The sequence below is a fragment of the uncultured Subdoligranulum sp. genome (genome assembly GCF_963931595.1).
In the GTDB taxonomy this organism is placed as follows: domain Bacteria; phylum Bacillota; class Clostridia; order Oscillospirales; family Ruminococcaceae; genus Gemmiger.
The window spans coordinates 755,722-778,033 of the sequence record NZ_OZ007030.1 but is presented as its reverse complement, the minus strand read 5'-3'; the positions used below and the strand labels follow the sequence as shown (position 1 = coordinate 778,033).

Genomic DNA, 22,312 nt, shown 5'->3' with positions numbered 1-22,312 from the left:
CAAAGGAGGCTCATATGTATACATTTACCGGTGTATCCGCATCCGCGGGGATTGCGATCGGCCCGGTAGAGCAGATCGACCACGGCACCACCGGGCTGCACCGCATCGTGTGCGATCCCTTCCGGGAGCGCGCGCTGTACGATGTGGCCGTGGTGCTGGCCAAGGACGAACTGCGCCGCCTGAGCCAGCGTGCCAAAGGGCCGGACGCCGACATCCTGCTGTTTCAGATCGCCCTTCTGGAGGACGAGTCCTTCACCAACGAGATCGGTGATTACATAGCAGCCGGGGCCGGCGGCGCCGCGGCTGTGGAACGGGCCGAACAGATTTTTGCCGGACGGCTGAACAATGTGGACGATGAGTATATCCGGGAGCGCAGCGTGGACGTATGCGATGTATGCCGCCGCGTGGTGGATATTCTGGACGGGCGTCCCCGCCGCCGGCTGCACCTGAAACGCCCCAGTATCCTGGTGGCGGATCGCTTTTTCCCCAGCGATCTCTTCAGCCTGGACCGCCGGATGATCCTGGGCCTGGCCAGCAACCACGACAGTTCGGTCAGCCACGCCGCCATCATGGCGCGCAGCCTGGGCATTCCCGCCGTCATCCAGCTGGGGGACGGCGTGGCGGCCCTGGCCGCCGGGCACCGGGCCATTCTGGACGCCTCCGACGGAGACACCGGCACGCTGATCATCGAGCCGGACGGTGCCCATATCGCCCAAGCGGACTGCAAGGTGGCCGAAAACCGTCTGCACGGCCGTGTACCCGATGCGGTGGCGGTACTCCCCTGCCTGACCAGGGACGGCACCGCTTTCCGTCTGCTCACCGCCACCAACTCCACCTCTGACCCCGGCGAGCTGCTGCCCCAGGGCGCAGCCGGCATCGGTCTGCTGCGCACCGAGTCGGTGATCATGGACGACCTTTCGGAGGATGCCCAGTTTACAAGAATCCGGGAGAAGCTCCAGTATTCCGATGGCGCCATGATCGCCGTGCGAACCTGCGACACCCATGCCGACGATGATTCTCCCTGGACGGCGGAGATCGCCAAACGGCTGCAGGGTCACCGGCTCTTCTGGCCGCAGATCAGGGCACTGCTGCGGGCCGCGCCCTACGGCGATCTGCGGGTACTGTTCCCCATGATCGCCGGCGTGGAGGACTGGGATGCCTGCCTGCAGGAGGTGGAGACCTGCCGCCAGGAACTGCACAAGGAAGGTCCCGACATCACAATGCCGCCCTTCGGCTGCATTGTGGACATGCCGTCGGCGGCGCTGCTGGCCGGTGAACTCATCGATCACGGTGCCCAGATGCTGGCTATCGACATTGAGGACCTGACCCGCTACACCCTGGGCCTGCTCCAGGATTCCGCGGCGGCCGCCACCAAGGTGGACAATCCCGCCGTGCAGCGGCTGGTGCAGGAAGCGCTGCAGCAGGCCGAGGCCCGCGGCGTGGAAGTGTACCTGTGCGGCATCACCATCGAAAGCATTCCCCGCATCCCGGTGTACCTGCACCTGGGGATCCGGACCTTCAGTGTGGAGCCGGCGGCCATCCTGCCGCTGAAAAAACTGCTGATGCAGGAAGATCTCTCGGGGGACCCGGTATAAACTTTCTGTAACGCAAAATGCCACCTGCCTGCCGGCAGGTGGCATTTTTTATTCACTTTGCGACGAATCGGAGGCAGTGCTCTCCGAAGCGCTCTGGCTGTCCCCGCTGCCGGTGGTGGCCACCAGCGTGTCATCCCGTTCTCCGGCGATGAAGACGCTCACGATCGTCTTGCCGGCGTCAAACTTGGTGCCGGCCAGCACGTCGGTCTTGGCCACGCAGCCTTCCGCCATGGTGCCGTCATTCTCCACGATCTGCATCTTGTATTGGATGCCCCGCTCGTCCAGCTGCTTGCTGGCGTTGGACTGGGTGAACCCGATGATGTCGGGCATCTCCACCAGGTTCGGCCCCTTGCTGACCACGATCTGGATGATCTCCCCTTCCTCGGTTTTGAGGGTACCGGCCACCGGGTCCTGACGGATCACAATGCCCGCCGCTATCTCGGAGCTGTTCTCCTCCGTCATCACAATGCGGTAGTCGGCGTAGAGATCGTTATCCTTGATCTCGCTGGCATAGCGCTTGCCCACCAGATCGGGAATGGTCTCCACCTCCTGGCTGGAACTGTCAATGCTCTGGGTTTGCCCGCTGTCCGTGGAGGCGGGCGTCTGGGGCCGCGACGGCTCTCTGCCCGCCGAATCCAGCAGGCTCCACACCAGCAGAATTGCCAGCACCACAATCACCGCCAGCGAAACCGCCATGATCTTCCGGGTGCTGATCTGGTTGTCCCCCCGCTCAAACATGGCGTTGGCCACATTGGGGTCGGTCAGGGCGCTCATCAGTTCCGGCACCGTCTGCATGCGGCGCGCCGGGTCCAGCCGCAGCGCGCAGGACAGCACCTGGGAGAACCAGGTGGGCACCCCGGCTTCCAGGCTGTGGGCCGATTCCAGGCTTTCCCGCACCTTGCGCTGCGGTGCCGAAACCGGCGTCTGGCCTGTCACCAGCTTATAGCACACCGCCGCCAGGGCATACACATCGGTGTAACGGCCGCTGAACTCCGCCGCCGAATACTGCTCCGGCGCCGCATACCCCGGGTACAGCTGGCTTTTCAGTTCACTGCCGCCGGTGCGCAGCGCCAGTGTGCCGTATCCCGTCAGGCGGGCCGTGCCGTCGATGGGCAGCAGGATGTTGTCCGGGCAGATGCCCCGATGGATGAGCCCCGCCTTGTGCAGCTGGGTGACGCCCTCCATGATGGGCTGCAGCAGCGTCCGCGCTTCGGCCGGGGTCAGCGTGCGGCTGCGCAGACTCAGGTAGTGGGTCAGCGTCATCCCCTTCTCGCTTTCCTCCACGGCATAGACGGTGTTGTTCTCCTCCATCACATCCAGGATGGTGCTCAGGCCCGTGGACGGCGTCAGGTTGTGCAGGTCGTCATACAGGTCCTTGAAATCCATCCGGCTGGTCTTGAACAGCACCTCCTTGCCCTCCTTGGGCATCAGGGCACCGTCGGCGCTGCGGCCGTTGCAGAGGGTCACCGGGAAGTATTCCTTGATCAGGACAAACTTTTTTTCCTCGTTGAGCACACCCCGGTAGGAAAGTCCGTCGCCGTCGGCGCTGAGGTAGCTTCCCACCGTGTACCGGCCCGCCAGCTGGGTGCCCAGCGGCAACGCTCCTTCCGGGTTCTGGTTTTCCAGCGAACGGCCACAGTGCGGACAATCCCCGTGGTAGCCGCCCGTCAGGGGCTGCAGGCAGTGAGGGCAAAGAAGTTCTGCCATAGAAGTTCCTTTCGTTGCTACAAGAAAAGAGAGCCAGGTTCGGCCCCTCGCTCTCTTGTGCTGCTCTTATCGGTCGAGATCTTCCTCGTTCTCCAGCGAGTGCCAGGCGTTCTGCACGTCGTCGTCATCGTCCAGCGCGTCCAGCAGCTTGCCCATCTGGGCCAGCTGGTCGGGATCGGTCAGCGTGGTGGTGGTGGCAGGAACCTGCGCCACATCGGCGGAAATGAAGGTGTACCCCTTGTTCTGCAGGGCCTCGCAGACAGCCGTAAAGTTCTCCGGCGTGGTGGTGACCTGGGCGGCCTCCTCACCAGCATCGAAGTCCTCGGCACCGGCGTCCAGCGCGTCCATCATCAGCTGGTCGGGATCCTTGTCCTCCAGATCCACCATGATGACGCCCTTCTGGCTGAACATGAAGCTGACACAGCCCATCTGGCCCAGGTTGCCGCCGAACTTGTCGAAGTAATGGCGCATGTTGGCCGCGGTGCGGTTGCGGTTGTCGGTCAGGGTCTCCACCATGACCGCCACGCCGCCGGGGCCGTAGCCTTCGTAGGTCATTGCCTCGTAATCCGCCTTGTCGCCGCCCTCGGCGCGCTTGATGATGCGCTGGATGTTATCGTTGGGCACGCTGTTGGCCTTGGCCTTGGTGATCAGGGCAGCCAGCTTGGAGTTGGAGGCGGGGTTGGAACCGCCCTCCTTCACGGCCACGGAAATCTCGCGGCCGATCTTGGTGAAGATCTTGGCGCGGGCGCCGTCGGTCTTTTCCTTCTTACGCTTGATGTTGTTCCATTTGCTATGTCCGGACATAAATATGGGTCCCCCTCGTTTGTATTCATTCAGGCTCTGGACTTTGAGCCGATAATTACCAGTTAAGTATTATAGCACAACCGAACGTCCTTTTCAAGTACCGTCCCCGGGGCTCCCCTCAGGAATTTGGGCAGCCTAGGGCTCCCGCATACAAAAAAAGCCCGCCTTGCGGCGGGACTTTTGTGTTTCAATACTTGGCCGGGTTGGCGGAGAGGTACTTCTTGACCATCAGCGCCACCTTGAAGACGATGGCATCGTCGAAGTTGCGCAGGTCAAGGCCGGTCAGTTTGCGGATCTTCTCCAGCCGGTACACCAGCGTGTTGCGGTGGACAAACAATCCGCGGCTGGTCTCCGAAACATTCAGGTTGTTCTCAAAGAAGCGCTGGATGGTGAACAGCGTCTCGGCGTCCAGGGAATCGATGCTCTCCTGCTTGAAGACCTCCCGCAGGAACGCCTCGCACAGCGTGGTGGGCAGCTGATAGATCAGGCGGGCAATGCCCAGATGGTCATAGCTGATGACCTGACGCTCGGTGTCGAAAACCTTGCCCACTTCCATGGCGATCTGGGCTTCCTTGAAGCTGGAGGCCAGATCCTTGATGTTGTTGATGGGCGTGCCGATGCCCACCACAGCCTTGATGTAGTGGTCCCCCTGCAGCGTATCCACGATGGAGGTGGCCAGCTTCTCCATATCCTTGGTATTGTTGTCCGGCTTGATCTCCTTGACCAGGACGGTATCGCTCTCACTGATATTGAAGACGAAGTCCTTCTGCTTGTCGGGGAACAGGCCGCTGACCACATCGTAGGCCGAAATATCGTTGCCCGAGGTCACACGGATCAGCAGCACCACCCGCTGGGCATCCGACACGAAGTGCAGCTCCCGCGCCTTGGCGTAGATATCGCCGGGCAGGATGTTGTCCAGCACCACATTCTTGATGAAGTTGGTCTTGTCGAACTTCTCATCGTGGTACTGTTTGATGCACTGCAGGCTGATGGACAGCATGGCTGCAAACTGTGCCGCCGTGGGATCGGTACCTTCCACAAAGGCCGCGTAGTCGTTATGCTTGGCATTGGAGAACTGGTGATAGGAATAGCCGTCCCGCACAAAGGCGTCCCCTGCCGTCTGGCGCACGGCGGCTACACCGTCGCGCACTTCGCCGATCTGCCCCAGCTCGGAGCAGGAAATGACTGTACCGGTTTCATCCACGACGCCAACCACACGGTCAACGGCCTCTTTCATCTGGTACACCACGTTCTGGAATACCCTGTTCGCCATAGTCTGTTACTCCCCTTCGGTTCATTTGGGCGATTTGTCAAAATGCCTTTTGGTAAACTGTCCGAAAACAGATAACTCTTGATGTATATTTTACACAATCGTGTTGACTTTTGCAACATATTTTAACGAAAAAAGTAAGATATTCTTGTACAATTTTCGTTTATATGCAAAAAAGTCCCGCTGCACTGTGCGGCAGCGGGGTAAAAACTCCGTCATTTTGACGACATATCTTTTCCGGAATCCTGCATGGCGCCGGTACCGCCCTCCACCACGCCGCGGCGCTGGAACACATAGGTGAAGCTGCGGAAAAAGATTTTGCAGTCCATGCCAAAGGTCAGGTGGGCGGCATATTCGCCGTCGTACCTTGCCTTCACATCGATGGGCAGCTCATCCCGTCCGTTGACCTGCGCCAGGCCGGTGAGGCCGGGGCGGATATCGTTGGCGTGGACCTTGTCCCGGGCCTCGATGAGGTCGTACTGGTTGTACAGGGCGGGCCGCGGGCCGATGATGCTCATCTGCCCTGCCAGAATGTTGTAGATCTGGGGCAATTCATCCAGGCTGGTCTTGCGCAGGAAGGCGCCGCTCCGGGTGATGTAGCTGTCCGCATTTTTCAGCAGATGGGTGGGCACATCGTGGGGGGTATCTCCCCGCATGGTGCGGAATTTCAGAATGTTGAAGTGGGTCTTGTCCTTCCCCACCCGGCGCTGTTTGAAAAAGACCGGGCCCGGGGAATCGCTCTTGATCCAGAGGGCGATGATCGCCATGGGGATTGCCAGCACGATGACCGCGGCCAGCGAGAGCACAAAATCCAACAGGCGCTTGATATAGTGTTGATACAAGGCGTCAGTCCTCCTTTGCCCCTTGTTCGGACGGATGGTCCTTCATCTGTTGTTCCAGCTCCTCCCGGGAGAAGATGCCCGTGTTGCCGCTCATGGCCACCACAGTGTGGTCGGCGCGGACACGGCGGTTGGGATGGTAGCTGGGCACCATGTGCTGCAGGCATTCCACCACCGCGTCGTCGTTGTGGTGGGCCGCCACCAGCAGTGCCTGCAGGCCGTTGTAGAAGTCCGCCAGATCGATCTGCATGGGCGGCGCGATGAAAATCTTGTTGTGCGCCGTCTTGCGCATCTTGTCCTGCTCGGTGTCCATGAGCAGTTCCTCGTAGAGTTTCTCGCCAGGACGCAGGCCGGTGATCTTGATCTGCATGTTGACCCCCGGCTCGTAGCCGTAGAAGCGGATCAGCCGGTTGGCCAGGTCCATGATCTTGACCGGCTCACCCATGTCCAGCACGTAGATGCTGCCGCCCTTGGCAAGGCCGCCCGCCTGCAGGACCAGCTGGGCCGCCTCGGTGATGGTCATGAAGTAGCGGACGATGTCCGGGTGGGTGATGGTCACCGGGCCGCCGCGCTTGATCTGCTCCTCAAACAGTGGAATAACGCTGCCGTGGCTGCCCAGCACGTTGCCGAAACGCACCGCCATGCACTTCATGTCGGTGCCGCCGTCAAAGGACTGGATCAGCATCTCACACAGACGCTTGGTGCAGCCCATGACGTTGGTGGGGTTGACGGCCTTGTCGGTGGACAGCTGCACGAACCGTTCCACGCCGTGCTCCGCCGCTGCTGTGAGCAGGTTCTTGGTGCCGAAGACGTTGTTCTTGACGGCTTCCGCCGGGCTGATCTCCATCAGCGGCACATGCTTGTGGGCCGCCGCGTGGAAGACCACCGACGGATGGTAGGTGTCAAACACCTCATTCAGGCGCTCCATGTCCCGGATGGAACCAATCAGCGTGATCACCGGCGCGTCGGCACCGTACTTGTTGCGCAGTTCGGTTTCCAGCTCATAGGCGCAGTTTTCGTAGATATCGAAGATGAGCAGCCGCCGGGGCTGGTAGCGCATGATCTGCCGGCAGAGCTCGCTGCCGATGGAACCGCCGCCGCCCGTGACCAGCACCACCTTGTCGTGGAGGTACTCGGAAATCTGGGCATTGTTCAGCTGGATTTCGTCGCGGGAGAGGAAGTCCGCCGTGTTCAGTTCCCGGAAGCCGGCGGCCACCGGGTTGCCGTTCTCATCCACCGCCTGGGGATCGGACAGCATCCGCACCCGGCAGTGGGTGGAGTTGCAGAGGTTGATGATCTCGCTCAGGCGGTCGCCCTTGACGGTGGTGATGGCAATGACGATCTCCATGATGTGATATTTGCGCACCAGTTCGGGGATATCCGAGATGGTGCCCCGCACCGGGACGCCCTGCACCCGCAGGCCTTTCTTGGTCAGGTCATCGTCCACCATGCAGATGGGGTCGCCGAAGCTCTGGTTCTTGTTTTTGCAGAGGTTGACCGCCCAGGCGCCGGCGTTGCCCGCGCCCACAATGAGCAGCGGTGTGGGGTTTTCCATCTTGCGGGACCGGGCTCCCCGCACCGTCTTGATCAGCCGCCACAGAAAGCGCACGCCGGCAATGGCCGCCGTATTGAAGACCGCACCGAAGATCAGCACGGCGCCGCTGATGGGCCGGCTGCGGTAGAACAGGTCAAAGAGCATGATAAGCCCGGTGGCCAGCCCGGACAGACAGGTCAGCCTGGCCAGGTCCCGCATGCCCGCATACTCCCACATGATCTCGTACAGGCCGCCGAACCAGAAGACAATCATATAGATGGGCAGCACATAGCACAGCATGGGCGACATCGCCCGCAGGACTTCGGCGCGCTGGTAGGCTTCACCGCTGTCAAACCGCAGCATGACCGCCAGCCAGTAACAAAAAACGATCAGTCCGCAGTCCAGCAGCATCAGGGCAATGCGCCGGGGCAGACCTTTGATGAGTTGTTTGGAATCCTGTAGCATGAGTGTGTTTATTCCTTTATCTTGTATCGATCCGCAGATCGGAAATCGCTCTGTACAGCAGTATTATAACACAAATCTGCCCCGTTTGTCTTGCGGCAAACGAGGCAAACAGAGCGCAAACTGTCCAAAAATAGACAGCAAATTTTGGCAAGGAAAGCGACGGGAATTATTCGACCGTCACGCTCTTGGCCAGATTGCGGGGTTTATCCACATCCAGGCCCTTGGCGCAGCTGACATAGTAGGCCAGCAGCTGCAGCGGAATGACCGCCAGGCTCGTGGCAAAATGGGGGTCGGTCTTGGGCACATAGACGGTGAAGCCGGCGGTGTCCTCGATGCTGTAGTTGCCGTAGGTGGTCAGACCCATGAGGAAGGCGCCGCGGCTCTTGACCTCCACCATGTTGGAGACACTCTTCTCATACAGGTCGGGCTGGGTCAGGATGCCCACCACCAGTGTGCCGTTTTCCACCAGAGAGATGGGACCGTGCTTCATCTCGCCCGCGGCAAAGGCCTCGGAGTGGATGTAGCTGATCTCCTTGAACTTCAGGCTGCCCTCCAGCGCCGTGGCATAGTCCAGCCCGCGGCCGATGAAGAAGGCGTCCCTGGCGTTGGCATACTTGCTGGCAAACCACTGGATGCGCTCCTTGTCTGCCAGGATCTTCTCCATTTTGTCGGGCAGGGCTTCCATCTCGGCGATGAGGTTCTCGTACTGACCGTCCGCCAGCGTGCCGCGCACCCGGGCAAATTCGGTGGCCAGCAGATAGCAGGCCGCCAGCTGGGTGCTGTAGGCTTTGGTGGTGGCCACCGAAATCTCGGGGCCTGCCCAGGTGTACATGGTGGCGTCGGCCTCCCGGGCGATGCTGGAGCCCACCACATTCACAATGCCGATGGTGCGCACACCGCGGTCCTTGCACAGGCGCAGCGCCGCCAGCGTGTCGGCGGTCTCGCCACTCTGGCTGATGACCAGGGCCAGGGAATCCTTCTCCAGCACCGGGTTGCGGTAGCGGAACTCGCTGGCCACGTCCACCTCCACCGGCAGACGGGCCAGGCTCTCAAAGACATAGCGGGCCGCCATGCCCACATGGTAGGCCGAACCGCAGCCGATGATGTAAACGCGGCGCACCGTGCGGATGGCATCCTCATCCAGCGCCAGTTCCGACAGATCGATCTTGCCGTCCTTCAGCCGCGGCGAGATGGTATCCCGAACGGCGGCGGGCTGCTCATGAATCTCCTTCATCATGAAGTGCTCGTAGCCGCCCTTTTCGGCCGCTTCGGCATCCCACTCGATGGTGGTGGTCTCGTGGCTGACCGGCTCCTTGTCGATGTTGAAGAACTCGATGGAGTCGGGGGTCAGCCGGGCGATCTCCAGATTGTCGATGTAGTAGACCGTGCGGGTGTACTTCAGCAGTGCCGGCACGTCCGATGCAATGATGGAGCCGTTGTCGCACTGGCCCACGATGAGGGGGCTGTCCTTGCGCACCGCGTAGAGCGTGCCGGGCTGATCCGCAAACAGGATGCCCAGCGCATAGGACCCACGCACATGGAGCATCATGCGGGAGATGGCATCCAGCGCGTCGCCCGCCGACTCCCCGGTATAGTAGTAGTCCAGCAGCTGGGCCACCACCTCGGTGTCGGTCTGGGACACAAAGGTGAAGCCGCGGTTGGTCAGCCGCTCCTTGATCTCCAGATAGTTTTCGATGATGCCGTTGTGCACCACGGCGATCTTCTGGTCCCGGGAATAGTGGGGGTGGGCGTTGACCACCGACGGTTCCCCGTGGGTGGCCCACCGGGTATGGCCGATGCCGCAGTTGCCCGGCACGGCGTTGCCGCCGTCCGTCATTTCATGCAAAACCTTCAGGCGTCCCTTGGCCTTGACCACCTCAATCTTGCCGGCTGCGTTCTGCACCGCCAGGCCGGCCGAGTCATAACCGCGATATTCCAGTTTGGCAAGTCCGTCCAGCAAAATCGGTGCAGCCTGCGCTGCTCCGGTAAAACCTACGATTCCACACATTGGCGTACTCCTCCCTGTGGTATAGAATGATTTCTAATGAGAATCCTTGTACTTTTCCTCTGAAAAACAGGTATACTGTTTATCAGTATATTCGATTCCGCCCCAAATGTCTACCCATTCACACAAAAAGCGGGCAGCCGTCAAGGGCAACGGCCGCCCGCTCTGCGCATTCTCCCTTTCCGGTTTCTTACACCATAAGAACCGTCTCAGTCCTTGCGCAGTCTCTAGCATATCATATTTGCGGGCAATCGGCAAGCCGAAAGCGGCCTGCCCTCTCCCTTTCCCCACTTTGCAAAATTTAGCAAGGTATTTTTGCGGAAAACTTTATATTATTCGTCGCTTACCCGGCGTGCCACCACCACATACCGGCCATTGTCGCTGGAATACTCGCAGGTGGAGAGGGTCAGCAGCTGTTCGCCGTAGCTGGGGCGGATGCCCGTGTCCACATCGCTGCGGGCAATGACCTCGTCCACATACTCGTTGTAGGTGGCCTCATCCAGATCCACATACTCGTTGTAGACGAAACTGGTGTCCTGCACCACGTCGATGGCAAAGGCTGCAAACACTTCGTAGGTGCCGTCCCCGTAGACCGTGTCGAACCGGATCCGGGGGTGTTCGGTGTAGTAACCGGCCTCCTTGTAGCCGGTCAGGCATCCGAAAATCGTGCCGGTCTTCATGTTGTGGCCGTAGACGATCAGATTCTCGCTCTGGTCATTGGCACCCAGCGTGGTTTTCTCGTCCAGGTAGGGCACGCCGTATACGCTGTACTCCTTGTTGAAGTCATGCCGCAGATAAAAGTCCTTATTGTCCGGCGCATACATCACCGGGAAATCCAGATTGGTCCCGTCGATGGAGATCCACCCGATGAAATCGCTGTTCTGGTCCCGCAGCGCCGCAAACTTGGCGCTGTTGCTCTCCTCCCCGGTGGCCGGGGCGTCGGTATCGATCATGGCCTGCAGGCTGGCAAACTCGTTTTCGGTCTGGCGGTCATCGTAGAACCGCTTGGCCAGAACGCCGCCGCTGACCAGGAAGACCACCAGGCAGACGGCCATGAGCAGATTGTAGATGACATTGGACGGGCTCTGCTTTTTGGCCGGTCTCTTTTTGTCCGGCGTACCGCCCTTTTGCCGACGGGGATGGGCGGGCTCTTCCGCAGCATCCTTCTGCTCCGGGCGAGGCGGTTCCGCCGCGGGTTCCGGGGCCTGGATGGGCGGCAGGTGCCGGGTCTTGTAAGGGTCATCGTCACGACGGATTTTTGCCATACTTGTCTTCACCTCGTCAAAGTTGTCTTAACTATACGCCAATACGGAAAAAATTGCAAGCAAAACCGCTGTGTCCACAGCGGACACGGCGGTTGTTACGGCAGGATCACTCGCGGATCTCGATGCCCAGTTTGAATTTCAGGTTGCCCAGAATCTTCTTGACGAAGCGGTCGATCTCCTCCGGCGTGAAAGCCTTGTCACCCGGCTGGAAGTAGAGGCTGAAGGCCATGCTCTTCTTGCCGGCGCCCAGTTTCTCGCCGCGGTAGATATCAAACAGCTCCACCTTGGTCAGCTGCTTGCAGGCGCGCTGCATCTCAGCCATCAGGGTGCCGCATTCGGTCTCCTCGGGGGCCACCAGCGCCAGGTCACGCTGGACCGGGGCCAGCTCGGGGATGGGCGTATAGTGCAGGGCCTTGGGGGCCAGGTCGTAGAACTTGGGCCAGTCGATCTCGCCCAGGTAGATGTTCTGGTTGCTGCGGCTGTCCTTGGGCAGCTTCAGCTCGGCGGTCACATCGTTGGCCAGCTTGCCGAAGACACCGATGCGCTCCCCCTTGCAGAGGATGTAGGCCGCGATGCCGGGATGCAGCCAGGCCACATCGGTGGCACGCTCCACCGTCAGCTCGGTGGCGAAGGCGGCGCCCAGCGCTTCCACAGCGCCCTTGACGGCGAAGAAGTCCTCCCCGTCGCCCCAGGCGGCGAAGCCCAGGTGCAGGCGCTCCTCGGGCAGCTCGGTGGCCGGCTGTTCCTTGGGGATGTAGATGTTGGACAGCTCGAAGATGCGGCCGTCGTTGTTGCCCTTTTTCAGGTTGTCCACCACCACGTTGAGCAGGGACGGCGCCAGCAGTGTGCGCATGATGGTGAGGTTGGAAGAGATGGGGTTGAGGATGCGGATGACGTTGCGTTCCGGCGCATCCTGGGCGATGTGGAGCATGTCCAGGTCGGCGTCGGCATAGAAGGCCAGCGTCTCGGCCTCGTAGAACCCCTGGGCGCACATGGCGCGCTTGGCCTTGGCGCGGGCTTTCTGGACAGTGGTCAGGCCGCCGGTGGTGACCTGGGCCGCTTTCAGGAAGGTGGGTTTGATGTGATGGTAGCCGTACTCCCGGATGACTTCCTCGGCCAGGTCGGGCTCGCCAATCTCGATGTCCTCACGCCAGCGGGGCGCCGTGACCTGCATCGTGTCGCCGTCCGCTTCCAGCGCGACTTCAAACTGCAGGCGGCGCAGGATATCCAGCACCGCATCGGTGGGCACCGTGATGCCCAGGATGGCGTTGATGCCGCTGATGGTGGCGGTGAACTTCTTGCCTTCCCGCGGGGCACCGGCGGAGCAGTCGATGTGGGTGGCGGTCACTTCGCCGCAGCCCAGCTCCTGGATCAGGTGCAAAGCGCGGGCCATGCCCAGCTCGGTGGTATACTCCGAGATGCCCTTCTCGTAATGGCTGGAGGCATCGGTGTTCTGGCCCAGGCCGCGGGCCGTCTTGCGGATGTTGTCCCGGGCAAACTTGGCGGACTCGAAGAGCAGCTGGGTGGTGGTATCCTTGATCTCGCTGTTCAGACCACCCATGACGCCGGCCAGCGCCACCGGCTTGCTGCCGTCGCAGATGACCAGGTTGCTGGGGGTCAGCTTGAACTCCTTGCCGTCCAGCGTGGTGATGCCTTCGCCGTCCCTGGCGCGGCGGACAATGATCTGGCAGCTCTCCAGCGTGTCCATATCAAAGGCGTGCATGGGCTGGCCGATCTCCAGCATGACGTAGTTGGTGATATCCACCACGTTGGAGATGCTGCGCAGGCCGCACAGCGCCAGCTGACGGCGCATCCAGCGGGGCGAGGGGCCCGGCGTGATGTTGTGCACGTAGTGGCCGATATACCGCGGGCAGAGATCCGGCGCTTCCACCGTGATGGAAAGGCGCGGCTTGGTGGTGTCGGACTCGGTATAGTCCAGGGCGGGCATCTTCAGGGGCTTGTCCAGCACGGCGGCCACTTCCCGGGCGATGCCCAGGACGCTCTGGCAGTCGGGACGGTTGGAGGTGACGGCGATATCAAAGATATAGTCGTCCAGCCCCACCACCTGCTGGATGGGCGTGCCGGGGACGGTGTCCTTGGGCAGGTCCAGCAGGCCGTACACCTCGGCGCCGGGATAGAGGTCCTCGTTGAGGCCCAGTTCCTCGCCGCTGCAGAGCATGCCGTTGGATTCCACACCCATCAGCGGTTTTGCCTTGATCTTGACCCCGCCGGGCAGCGTGGAGCCGTCCAGGGCGGCGGGGGTGTGCATGCCCGCGTAAACGTTGGGCGCACCGGTGGAGATCTGGATATCGTGGCCGTACTCGCCGCAATCCACCTTGCAGATGTGCAGGTGGGTGCCCTCCTGCGGAACGCACTCGGTGACCACACCCACAACAACCTTGTCGATATCGGCGGACAGATCGATGAGCTCCTCCACCTCAAAGCCACAGTCGAAGAGTTTTTTCTCCAGCTCCTCGGCGGTGACATCAATGTCTACATACTGTTTCAGCCAGCTGAATGGTACTTTCATTCCAGACTTCCCCCTCTCAATCCTCGAACTGCTTCAGGAACCGCAGATCGTTTTCGAACATCAGTCCGATGTTGTTGATGCCGTACTTGAGCATGGCGATCCGCTCGATGCCGATGCCGAACGCAAAGCCGGAATAGACCTTCGGGTCAATGCCGCAGTTCTCCAGCACGCTGTGGTGCACCACGCCGGCACCCAGGACCTCGATCCAGCCGGTGTGCTTGCACAGCGAGCAGCCCTTGCCGCCGCACTCGAAGCAGGAAACGTCCACCTCGACGCTGGGTTCGGTGAAGGGGAAGTAGGACGGGCGCAGACGGGTCTTCACCTCGGGGCCGAAGAGAGCCTGGACGAACTTGTCCAGCATGCCCTGCAGATCGCACAGCGTGATGCCCTTATCCACCACAAGGCCCTCCATCTGATGGAACATGGGGCTGTGGGTGGCGTCCGAGTCGGAACGGAAGACGCGGCCCGGCACCAGCACCTTGATGGGCGGCTTTTCCTTGTCCATGACACGGATCTGGCCGCCGCTGGTCTGTGTGCGCAGCACGATGTCCTCCGCCACATAGAAGGTATCCTGCATGTCGCGGGCCGGATGGTTCTTCGGCACGTTCAGGCGGGTGAAGTTGTGGTCGTCGTCCTCGATCTCGGGGCCTTCGAAGATTTCAAAGCCCATGCCGGCAAAGACATCCACGATCTCGTTCTTGACGAGGGTGATGGGATGCAGGTTGCCGGTGGTGCGGGTCTTGGCGGGCAGCGTGATATCCACCGTCTCGGCGGCGTTGCGGGCCGCCAGCGCCGCCTTTTCCACCTGGGCCGACAGCGCCTGATACTGCGCCTCCGCCCAGTTCTTGAACTCGTTGATGGTCTTGCCCATGGCCGGACGGTCCTCTTTGGGCACATCCCGCAGCGACTTGGTGAGCCCTGCCACCGCGCCGTTCTTGCTCAGAAATTTCTGCCAGAACGCCGACAGTTCCGCCTCATTGGTGACGGCCGCGCCCGCCTGTTCGATGGCGGCGCGCAATTCCTTGATTTTTTCTTCCATAGTACACCTCTGCTCTGTACGGGGCGGGGCAAAACAAAAAGGCCTCGTCCCTGGGTTTGCTCAGGGACGAAGCCTTGTAAAAACTCCGCGGTACCACCCGTGTTCCGCACCCGAAGATGCGGCACTCTTTGTCTGCCGGTAACGGTGCAGGACCGTTGCGCACTACCGGACCGGTTTTCGCCGGCCTTTCCCGCACACCGCTCGGGAGGGAACTTCGGCGCGGCTTCTTTGCAGGCGGCTTGCAGCCGATGACCGCCCTCTCTGACCCAAAGGCCCCGCGCGTACTTTCTCCGTCATCGCGTTTTTTCAATACGAATATTAGTATAGTCAGCCTGCGGGCATTTGTCAAGGCTGGCATGACGCAAAAAAGGAGGGCCCGCAGGCCCTCCCCCTCTGGCAGATCAGTCGTTGCGGCGGCCGACCATGCGCAGGATATACAGGAAGATGTTGATGAAATCCAGGTAGAGGTTCAGCGCCCCGATGATGGATGCCTTGTGCAGCATGGCGGCATTCCCGCCGAAGTAGGCGTAGTGATGCTTGAGCATCTGGGTATCATAGGCGGTGAGGCCCATGAAGATCAGAAGGCCGATGGCGCAGAGCACCAGGTCGCCCAGGGCGAAGCTCATGCCGAACAGGCTGAAGATGCTGCCCACCAGATAGCAGACCATCATAGCGATGAGGCCGGCGAACAGTTTCGGGCCCCAGCCGGTGAGGTCACGCTGGGTGGTGGCGCCATAGACCGCCATGACGCCGAAGTAGACGGCGCCCACCAGGAAGGCCAGCACCAGGCTGCTCACCTGATACACCAGGAAGATGGTGGACAGGTTGATGCCGTTGAGGATGGCATAGCCGAAGAACAGACCGGTGGCCGTGCCGGGCTGGATCTTGGTGATCCGGGCCGAAAGCACAAAGACCATGGCCAGTTCAGCGATGGCCGTGACAAAAATCAGGCCGGTGGAAGCGAACAGCCACACAAGGCCGCTGGTCACGGTGCCGATCCCCACAGCGAAGGTCACCAGCAGGCCGGCGAACATCCAGGCAAAGGTTTTGGTCATATACTGACTCAGCGTGCCGAACGGGCTTTCCGCATAAGAAATATCATTGTAATCACGGTACATGGTTGATTCCCCTTTCTCAATACGGTATTATAGCCATAAAAGATGTGAAAACCATCACAAATTTATGAATTACCTGTTAACAGTATCCTATAGAAGAGGAAAAAAGTCAAGAATGGATTCTTTTGGTATTTATCTGCATATTCCCTACTGCAAGGCGAAGTGCCGCTACTGTGATTTTTACTCGGCCCCCGGTGCCCGGGGCGTGCCCCAGTCCTATGTGGACGCCCTGCTGCGGGAGCTGGCCAAAAACCGACGCCGTCCCGACACGCTGTATTTCGGCGGCGGCACCCCGGGGCTTCTCTCCCCCGCCCAGGTTTCCAGCCTCATCCGGGCGGCCGACCCGCTGCCGGGGGCCGAGATCACCCTCGAGACCAACCCCGACGTGGTCACACCGGCCTCGCTGCAGGGGTTCCGGGCGGCCGGGGTGACCCGAATCAGCCTCGGTGTGCAGAGTGCCGACGACGCCCAGCTGCGCCGTCTGGGGCGCACCCACACCGCCGCAGCCGCGGCCCAGGCCCTGGCCTGGGCGCGGGAGGCCGGTTTTCCCGAGATCTGCGGCGACATCATGCTGGCACTGCCCCACTATTCCAACGCCGAGTTCGATGCCACCCTCCGGCTTTTGCAGGAGGGCGGATGCACCCATATTTCCGCCTACCTGCTCAAGATCGAGCCGGGTACCGCCTTCGCCAAATTCCCGCCCGAGGGTCTGCCGGGGCCCGATGAATCCGCCGACTTCTATCTCTATGCGGTGGAGCGGCTGGTCGAAGCGGGCTACCGGCAGTATGAGATCAGCAACTTTGCAATACCCGGCCACGAGGGGCGGCACAATCTTCTCTACTGGAACTGCCGCGACTACTGGGGCGTGGGCCCGGCCGCCCACAGCTGCCTGCAAAACGTCCGGAGCTACTGGCCCGACGATGTGCAGGGCTTCATCGACGGCACCGTCACCGAACAGGCGGAGGGCCTCTGCGACGGAGAGGACTTTTTGCTCATGCAGCTGCGGCTCTGCCGCGGCCTGGACCTGACGGAATACGCCCGGTGGGGCGGGCATTTCACCAAACCCCAGATGGAATTTTTGCGCCACTGCGTGGCCAGCGGATACGCCCGGTTTGACGGCGACCGCCTGCAGCTTACCCCCGCCGGGATGGTGGTGCAGAACGCCATTCTGGAAGCGCTGATCTGACAGACAAAACGGAGACATCCTCTGACAGGATGTCTCCGTTTGTTGTGTTTATTCCTCCAGATGCCGCACCGGCCAGCCCAGCAGGTCGGCCGCCGCCGCATCGTGGGTGACGAGAATCGCAGGGCGGTCTGCCGTCAGCCGTACCGTGACGGCGGCCGCCTGGGCCACCAGCTCGGCGTCCATGCCGGTGAACGGTTCGTCCATCAGCAGCGTTCTGGCATCCCGGCACAGCAGCGCCCGCAGCAGTGCCACGCGGCGCTTCTGCCCGCCGGACAGCCGGGCCGCCGGCAGTGCCAGATCACTCCCGGCAAAGCCCAGCGCCCGCAGCTCGGTCCGGGCATCCTGCAGCGTCAGGCCGTGCCCGGCCAGGACCAGGTTGTCCGCGGCGGTCAGCTGGGGACAGAGCCGGTCCTCCTGGAACACCGCCGCCGGGGTATCCACCCCCGTTACGGTGCCGCTGTCCTGGGTCTCCAGCCCCAGCAGGATGCGCAGCAGCGTGGTTTTGCCGCAGCCGGACGGCCCCATGAGCACCATCGGCCGGTCCACCGTCCAGCTGAAGCGGTCCAGCACCGTACGGCTGCCGAACCGCTTGCAAAGATCTTGTATCACGATGCTCATGCCGTCACCTCCCCGCACAGACGCCTCTTGACTGCCCGCAGCAGCCGTGCCGCCACCGCCGACAGCAATGCCGACAGCAGCACAATGACCAGCGTCCAGGCAAAGACATCCGGCGTGGACAGAGTGATCTTGGCTCGGTAGAGGGCATCCCCCACCGAGTGGTCGGGCAGGCCGATGACCTCCGCCGAGACACCGCTTTTCCAGCACATGCCCATGGCGGCGATGCAGCTTTCGCAGAAGGACGGGAAGATGCCCGGCAGCCAGATATAGCGCAGCCGCGCCGTCCAGGACAGGCGGTACACCCTGGCCATCTCGAGAAGCTGGGGATCAGTGTCGGCGATGCCGGCCACCACACCGGCGTAGACCACCGGCAGCACATGGGTAAAGCTGACCACCACCGACAGATTGCTGCCGCTGACCCAGAGCAGTGCCAGAATGACAAAGCTGGCCACCGGCATGGCCCGGATCAGCTGCATGACGGGGTCCACCAGCACCCGCACGGTGCGCCAGCGGGCCCCCGCAGCCCCCAGCACCAGACCGCCCACGACCGCCAGCACAAAACCGGCGACGATGCGCAGCGCACTGAAGGCGATACGCTGCCAGAACGCCGGGGTGGGCAGCAGCAGGCCCAGGGCCCGCAGCGTCTGCAGGGGGGTGGCCAGGAACAGCCCCCCATGGCCCAGCGTCATGGCAGCCAGCTGCCAGACGATGACCCAGACCACAAGGGCCAACAGGCGTTCCCGGGTTTTAGACGCCATAGTAGAAGTCGTCGGCCGGCATGGCACCGCCCACGCTGCTGGGATCGGCGTCATAGAGGACCTGGAAGTAGTTGACCAGGTCGGTCTTCATCTGCTCGCCCCGCTCAAAGACGATGTTGCACTCGGGCAGCGCCTTCTGGGCCAGGGCCGCCTTAGGCACGATGCCGTAGGTCTCGCAGAGGGCTGCGGTGCCTTCCAGGTCGGTGTTGGCGGCTTCCACACTGGCGGCATAGCCGTTCAGGAACTCCTCAAAGGCATCGGGATCGGCTTCCACCGCGTCCTTGCGGACCACCAGCACGCCGGTCACCAGCTGAGAACCGGCCACCTTCTGCCATTCCTCGTTCATATCCAGCGCCACGCGCAGCCCCTCGACCTGAGAAAGAGCCGTGGTTACAAAGGGCTGGGGCAGCATGGCGATGGTGGCCTGACCGGCCTGCACCTGGCTGAGGGCCTCGGTAGCCTCGCTGCAATAGACGATGTTCACATCGGCGTCGGGGTCCAGGCCGTTCTGGCTGAGCACATAGCGCAGCACATACTCCGGCGTGGTGCCCTTACCGGTGGTGACGATGGTCTGGCCCTTCAGGTCCGCCACAGACTGGACGGTGTCGCCGTTCTCCACAATATAGAGCACACCCAGCGTGTTGATGCAGGCCACTTCCACCTGGCCCTGGGTCTTCTGGTAGAGGGTCGCCGCCAGGTTGGCCGGAACGGCAGCCGCGTCCAGCTCGCCCTTGACCAGCAGCGGGACAATCTCATCGGCCGCACCGTACATCGTGAAGGTGTAGTTGGCGCCGTCGTCGCTGTCCATCAGGTTGACAAGGCCCATGGTGGTGGGGCCTTTCAAGCCCGCCACGCGCAGACCCGTCGCGGCGGTCTCCGGGCTGGCCGCCTCCTCCTGGGCAGCCGCCGAGGACGCCGGAGCGGACTCCACCGTGGCAGCCTCGGAAGAAGCTGCGGACGAGGACGAGGCCGCGCCGCAGCCCGCCAGAGAGATACACAGGGCCGCCGCAGTGATGGCCGCCCAAATACGCTTACAATTGATCATGCCAGTTCCTCCTTATTGCATTTGCGGCCTCACTATACTATAATGTTAAAAAATTGTCTGTTGCCCAGGCAACAGTCATTTGGGAGGCCGCCTATGGACTATATCCCCTATTACGATGTGCTGCGCCGCACCAGCCTGTTTCACAACATGCCCGACCGGGATCTGGATACCCTGATGGCCAGCTTTGCCCCCTACGTGCGGCGGTATGACCGGGGAGAACTGCTGCTCATGGCCGGTTACGCCACCCGGGAGGTGGGCATCGTCCTGGAGGGCGAGATCGTGGCCGCCAAGCCCATGCCGGACGGTACCGCGGTGGTCATGGCCCACATGGGCCCGGGCGGCGTGTTCGCCGATGTGCTGGCAGGCGGCCAGAGCAAAAGTCCCGTCAATGTGACGGCGGCGATCCCCTGCCTGGTGCTGTATATCCCCTGCGAGGCGCTGCTGCGCCCCGACAGCACCATGCACCCTGCCCATCTGCAGTTGCTGCACAACTGGCTGCAGACCATCAGCGACAAATATTTTGCGCTGGACCGCCGTCTGGAACTGCTGTGCTGCAAAAGTCTGCGCGGACGCATCTGCCTTTGGCTGCTGGAACAACGGGAGGAAGCCGGTGCCGATACCTTCGACACCGCCCTGACCCGGGCGGAACTGGCCTCCTATCTCAACTGCGACCGCAGCGCCCTGTGCCGGGAACTGAGCCGCATGCAGGAGGAAGGACTGCTGGCGCTGTTCCGGCGCAGCTTCAAGCTGCTGGCCCCCGACCGGCTGAGCCAGATGGTGCAGTGATTGCAGCCCGTAAGCCCCTATGGTATAATGAAGGCATTTCCGGTGCAGGACGTTTTTGCGGCCACAAGATTCCGAAGCCGGAATGGAAAAGAGGAGGATTCTATGAACACCCTGCTGCCCCGCAGCCTGTCCCCTGCCGCGCTGCTCCGAAGCGCCTTTGCCCGGGAGAAGCGCTGGCATACGCTCTGGCTTGTGTTTTCCTGGGCCTGCCTGCTGTTTGCCTGCGCCCGCACCTGGCAGGTCATTCAGGGACGTATGTACTATCTGCTGGATTCCGATATGAGCAGCGACCTGCTCCTGGGGTATGTGCTGCGCAAGGAACACGCCCTGCTGACCACCAACTGGTTTTATTCCACCGAGCTGCGCGTCTTTCACAACCATCTGGTCTTTGCGCCGCTTTTCTTTTTCTCGGATAACTGGCTTCAGGTGCGCACCATCGGCACCGCCATCATTCTGCTGGCCATGCTGGGGGCCTGCTGGTACTTCTGCCGCCAGGCCGGCATCGGGCATCTGTTCCCGGCCGTCGGCACACTGCTGGTCATGCCCATGTCGGAGGTCTATTTCCGCATCACGCTGCTGACCGTCAGCTACCCGCCCCATCTGTTTGCCAGTTTTTTGAGCCTGGGGCTGCTTTTGCACTTCATGCGCAGCGACCGCCCCCGCACCCGCATTGTGCTGCTGATCCTTCAGATTCTTTTCTCCTTTGTGATCGGCATGAACGGACTGCGCCAGGTGCTCACCTTCTACCTGCCCCTTGTCCTGGCGGTCCTTTTCCTCTGTCTGGTCTATTCCCGCCCCCAGGCCGGCGCCACCCTGCCCGGTCTGGCCGTGCCGGAACGGCGGCTTCTGATCGGCACCCTCTGTGCTGCGGCGGCCACCATGGGTGGCTGGCTGCTGAATGTGCGGGTGCTGCGCTATCTGTATCACTACACCAGCCAGGAGGGCGTACATTTTGCCCGCTTTGACGCAGCCCGCCTGGAGCAGCTGTTCTTTGGCTGGCTGGAAAGTTTCGGCTTCCAGACCGGTGAGTATGTCACCTCCACCCAGCTGCTCTATAATGCCTTCTGCTTTCTGGCACTGCTGGTGCTGATCTGCGCCTACATTTCGCTGGCCCGCCATCCCGAGCGGTACACCCTGCCCGAGCGCCTTTTCTATCTGCTGGCCTTCTTCGCCTTTGTGGCCTACGAAGGGCTGTACCTGTTCACCGACATGGTCTACTACACCCGCTACAACATTCCCGTGGTGGTGCTGCTCATGCCGGTGGGGGTGGACTATCTCTACCGGCTGCCCCGCTGCCGGCTGTGGCGCGGCATATTGTTGGGCGGCATGGCGGCGCTGCTGTTGTGGTGCGGCAACGACTACTACACCCGGCTGTGGCCGAAGAACATGACGGCCGGGCAGGAGGCAGCGGTCACCGCCCTGCGGGTGGCCGGGTATACCGAAGGGTATGCCGCTTTCTGGAACGCCAACGTCATGGTGGAGATCTCCAACGGTGCCTTCGATATCCGGGTCTGGAAATCCGGCGAGGATGTGACCGACCCCGACAACCTTTATGAATGGATGCAGACCGCCGACCACTTCACCGCCAAGCCCGAGGGCCCCGTCTTCCTCTTCTTCAACAAGAACGAGACGGAGTACCAGACGCCGTCCCGGGTACTGGACCAGGGCAAGGTGGAGTACGAGGACGAAAATTACATTGCGCTGGGATATCCCTCCTACGACGCCATGCGTGCCGATTTTTTTGACTGAGG

At 61.7% G+C, this 22,312-nt stretch carries 17 protein-coding genes; 4 read left to right on the top strand and 13 right to left on the bottom strand.

Features of this window, described 5'->3' with window-relative positions:
• Positions 1–14 precede the first annotated feature (14 nt).
• Positions 15–1,595 carry a putative PEP-binding protein gene (locus tag ABGT73_RS03655; RefSeq protein WP_346668477.1) on the top strand — a complete coding sequence of 527 codons (1,581 nt, stop codon included), beginning with the start codon at positions 15–17 and terminating at the stop codon, positions 1,593–1,595.
• A 48-nt stretch (positions 1,596–1,643) separates the two neighbouring features.
• Here ABGT73_RS03655 and ABGT73_RS03650 read toward each other — a convergent pair whose 3' ends face one another.
• The 10 genes from ABGT73_RS03650 to ABGT73_RS03605 form a co-directional block, all read right to left on the bottom strand.
• Entirely contained in the window at positions 1,644–3,302 is a 1,659-nt protein-coding gene (locus ABGT73_RS03650; protein ID WP_346668476.1) for a protein kinase domain-containing protein, read from the bottom strand.
• A gap of 66 nt (positions 3,303–3,368) precedes the next feature.
• The gene (locus ABGT73_RS03645) at positions 3,369–4,106 is read right to left on the bottom strand and encodes a YebC/PmpR family DNA-binding transcriptional regulator (protein ID WP_346668475.1); all 738 of its coding nucleotides are present in this window, start codon (positions 4,104–4,106) and stop codon (positions 3,369–3,371) included.
• A gap of 187 nt (positions 4,107–4,293) precedes the next feature.
• Entirely contained in the window at positions 4,294–5,379 is a 1,086-nt protein-coding gene (locus tag ABGT73_RS03640; RefSeq protein WP_346668474.1) for a helix-turn-helix domain-containing protein, read from the bottom strand.
• A gap of 212 nt (positions 5,380–5,591) precedes the next feature.
• Positions 5,592–6,218, bottom strand: coding sequence for a sugar transferase (locus tag ABGT73_RS03635; protein ID WP_346668473.1), 627 nt, complete (start codon positions 6,216–6,218; stop codon positions 5,592–5,594).
• A gap of 4 nt (positions 6,219–6,222) precedes the next feature.
• Positions 6,223–8,214, bottom strand: coding sequence for a nucleoside-diphosphate sugar epimerase/dehydratase (locus tag ABGT73_RS03630; RefSeq protein WP_346668472.1), 1,992 nt, complete (start codon positions 8,212–8,214; stop codon positions 6,223–6,225).
• Positions 8,215–8,380: 166 nt separating this feature from the next.
• Positions 8,381–10,222, bottom strand: coding sequence for a glutamine--fructose-6-phosphate transaminase (isomerizing) (glmS, locus tag ABGT73_RS03625; protein ID WP_346668471.1), 1,842 nt, complete (start codon positions 10,220–10,222; stop codon positions 8,381–8,383).
• A gap of 329 nt (positions 10,223–10,551) precedes the next feature.
• Positions 10,552–11,484, bottom strand: coding sequence for a class B sortase (gene srtB, locus ABGT73_RS03620; RefSeq protein ID WP_346668470.1), 933 nt, complete (start codon positions 11,482–11,484; stop codon positions 10,552–10,554).
• 106 nt (positions 11,485–11,590) lie between these two features.
• Positions 11,591–14,014, bottom strand: a complete 2,424-nt coding sequence (gene pheT / locus ABGT73_RS03615; protein WP_346668469.1) for a phenylalanine--tRNA ligase subunit beta — start codon at positions 14,012–14,014, stop codon at positions 11,591–11,593.
• A 16-nt stretch (positions 14,015–14,030) separates the two neighbouring features.
• Positions 14,031–15,053 (bottom strand): phenylalanine--tRNA ligase subunit alpha, encoded by a 1,023-nt coding sequence (gene pheS, locus ABGT73_RS03610; protein ID WP_346668468.1) that lies wholly within the window; start codon positions 15,051–15,053, stop codon positions 14,031–14,033.
• A gap of 401 nt (positions 15,054–15,454) precedes the next feature.
• The gene (locus ABGT73_RS03605; protein WP_346668467.1) at positions 15,455–16,171 is read right to left on the bottom strand and encodes a Bax inhibitor-1/YccA family protein; all 717 of its coding nucleotides are present in this window, start codon (positions 16,169–16,171) and stop codon (positions 15,455–15,457) included.
• 112 nt (positions 16,172–16,283) lie between these two features.
• On the opposite strand from ABGT73_RS03605, the gene hemW reads away from it, so the two are divergent.
• Positions 16,284–17,354, top strand: coding sequence for a radical SAM family heme chaperone HemW (gene hemW / locus ABGT73_RS03600; RefSeq protein ID WP_346668466.1), 1,071 nt, complete (start codon positions 16,284–16,286; stop codon positions 17,352–17,354).
• Between the two features lie 48 nt (positions 17,355–17,402).
• Here the strand turns inward: hemW and ABGT73_RS03595 are convergent, their stop codons facing one another.
• The 3 genes from ABGT73_RS03595 to ABGT73_RS03585 are packed head-to-tail and all read right to left on the bottom strand — an operon-like array spanning position 17,403 to position 19,775.
• On the bottom strand, positions 17,403–17,972 hold the full coding sequence (locus ABGT73_RS03595; protein ID WP_346668465.1) for an ATP-binding cassette domain-containing protein: 570 nt from the start codon (positions 17,970–17,972) through the stop codon (positions 17,403–17,405).
• On the bottom strand, positions 17,969–18,730 hold the full coding sequence (locus ABGT73_RS03590) for an ABC transporter permease subunit (protein WP_346668464.1): 762 nt from the start codon (positions 18,728–18,730) through the stop codon (positions 17,969–17,971). Before ABGT73_RS03590 ends, ABGT73_RS03595 begins: the two co-directional genes overlap by 4 nt.
• The gene (locus ABGT73_RS03585) at positions 18,720–19,775 is read right to left on the bottom strand and encodes an MqnA/MqnD/SBP family protein (protein WP_346668463.1); all 1,056 of its coding nucleotides are present in this window, start codon (positions 19,773–19,775) and stop codon (positions 18,720–18,722) included. The genes ABGT73_RS03590 and ABGT73_RS03585 overlap by 11 nt, the downstream gene beginning before the upstream one ends.
• A 93-nt stretch (positions 19,776–19,868) precedes the next feature.
• Between ABGT73_RS03585 and ABGT73_RS03580 the strand changes: the two genes are divergently transcribed.
• Together ABGT73_RS03580 and ABGT73_RS03575 are read left to right on the top strand one after the other, a co-directional pair.
• The gene (locus ABGT73_RS03580; RefSeq protein WP_346668462.1) at positions 19,869–20,561 is read left to right on the top strand and encodes a Crp/Fnr family transcriptional regulator; all 693 of its coding nucleotides are present in this window, start codon (positions 19,869–19,871) and stop codon (positions 20,559–20,561) included.
• A 102-nt stretch (positions 20,562–20,663) separates the two neighbouring features.
• Entirely contained in the window at positions 20,664–22,310 is a 1,647-nt protein-coding gene (locus ABGT73_RS03575; RefSeq protein WP_346668461.1) for a hypothetical protein, read from the top strand.
• The last annotated feature ends 2 nt before the right edge of the window (positions 22,311–22,312 follow it).

Bases quoted from the DNA above. Each gene is read 5' to 3' on its own strand.
- ABGT73_RS03655 (WP_346668477.1), top strand. From the start codon at position 15: ATGTATACATTTACCGGTGTATCCGCATCCGCGGGGATTGCGATCGGC.
- ABGT73_RS03650 (WP_346668476.1), bottom strand. From the start codon at position 3,302: ATGGCAGAACTTCTTTGCCCTCACTGCCTGCAGCCCCTGACGGGCGGC.
- ABGT73_RS03645 (WP_346668475.1), bottom strand. From the start codon at position 4,106: ATGTCCGGACATAGCAAATGGAACAACATCAAGCGTAAGAAGGAAAAG.
- ABGT73_RS03640 (WP_346668474.1), bottom strand. From the start codon at position 5,379: ATGGCGAACAGGGTATTCCAGAACGTGGTGTACCAGATGAAAGAGGCC.
- ABGT73_RS03630 (WP_346668472.1), bottom strand. From the start codon at position 8,214: ATGCTACAGGATTCCAAACAACTCATCAAAGGTCTGCCCCGGCGCATT.
- glmS (WP_346668471.1), bottom strand. From the start codon at position 10,222: ATGTGTGGAATCGTAGGTTTTACCGGAGCAGCGCAGGCTGCACCGATT.
- srtB (WP_346668470.1), bottom strand. From the start codon at position 11,484: ATGGCAAAAATCCGTCGTGACGATGACCCTTACAAGACCCGGCACCTG.
- pheT (WP_346668469.1), bottom strand. From the start codon at position 14,014: ATGAAAGTACCATTCAGCTGGCTGAAACAGTATGTAGACATTGATGTC.
- pheS (WP_346668468.1), bottom strand. From the start codon at position 15,053: ATGGAAGAAAAAATCAAGGAATTGCGCGCCGCCATCGAACAGGCGGGC.
- ABGT73_RS03605 (WP_346668467.1), bottom strand. From the start codon at position 16,171: ATGTACCGTGATTACAATGATATTTCTTATGCGGAAAGCCCGTTCGGC.
- hemW (WP_346668466.1), top strand. From the start codon at position 16,284: ATGGATTCTTTTGGTATTTATCTGCATATTCCCTACTGCAAGGCGAAG.
- ABGT73_RS03595 (WP_346668465.1), bottom strand. From the start codon at position 17,972: ATGAGCATCGTGATACAAGATCTTTGCAAGCGGTTCGGCAGCCGTACG.
- ABGT73_RS03590 (WP_346668464.1), bottom strand. From the start codon at position 18,730: ATGGCGTCTAAAACCCGGGAACGCCTGTTGGCCCTTGTGGTCTGGGTC.
- ABGT73_RS03585 (WP_346668463.1), bottom strand. From the start codon at position 19,775: ATGATCAATTGTAAGCGTATTTGGGCGGCCATCACTGCGGCGGCCCTG.
- ABGT73_RS03580 (WP_346668462.1), top strand. From the start codon at position 19,869: ATGGACTATATCCCCTATTACGATGTGCTGCGCCGCACCAGCCTGTTT.
- ABGT73_RS03575 (WP_346668461.1), top strand. From the start codon at position 20,664: ATGAACACCCTGCTGCCCCGCAGCCTGTCCCCTGCCGCGCTGCTCCGA.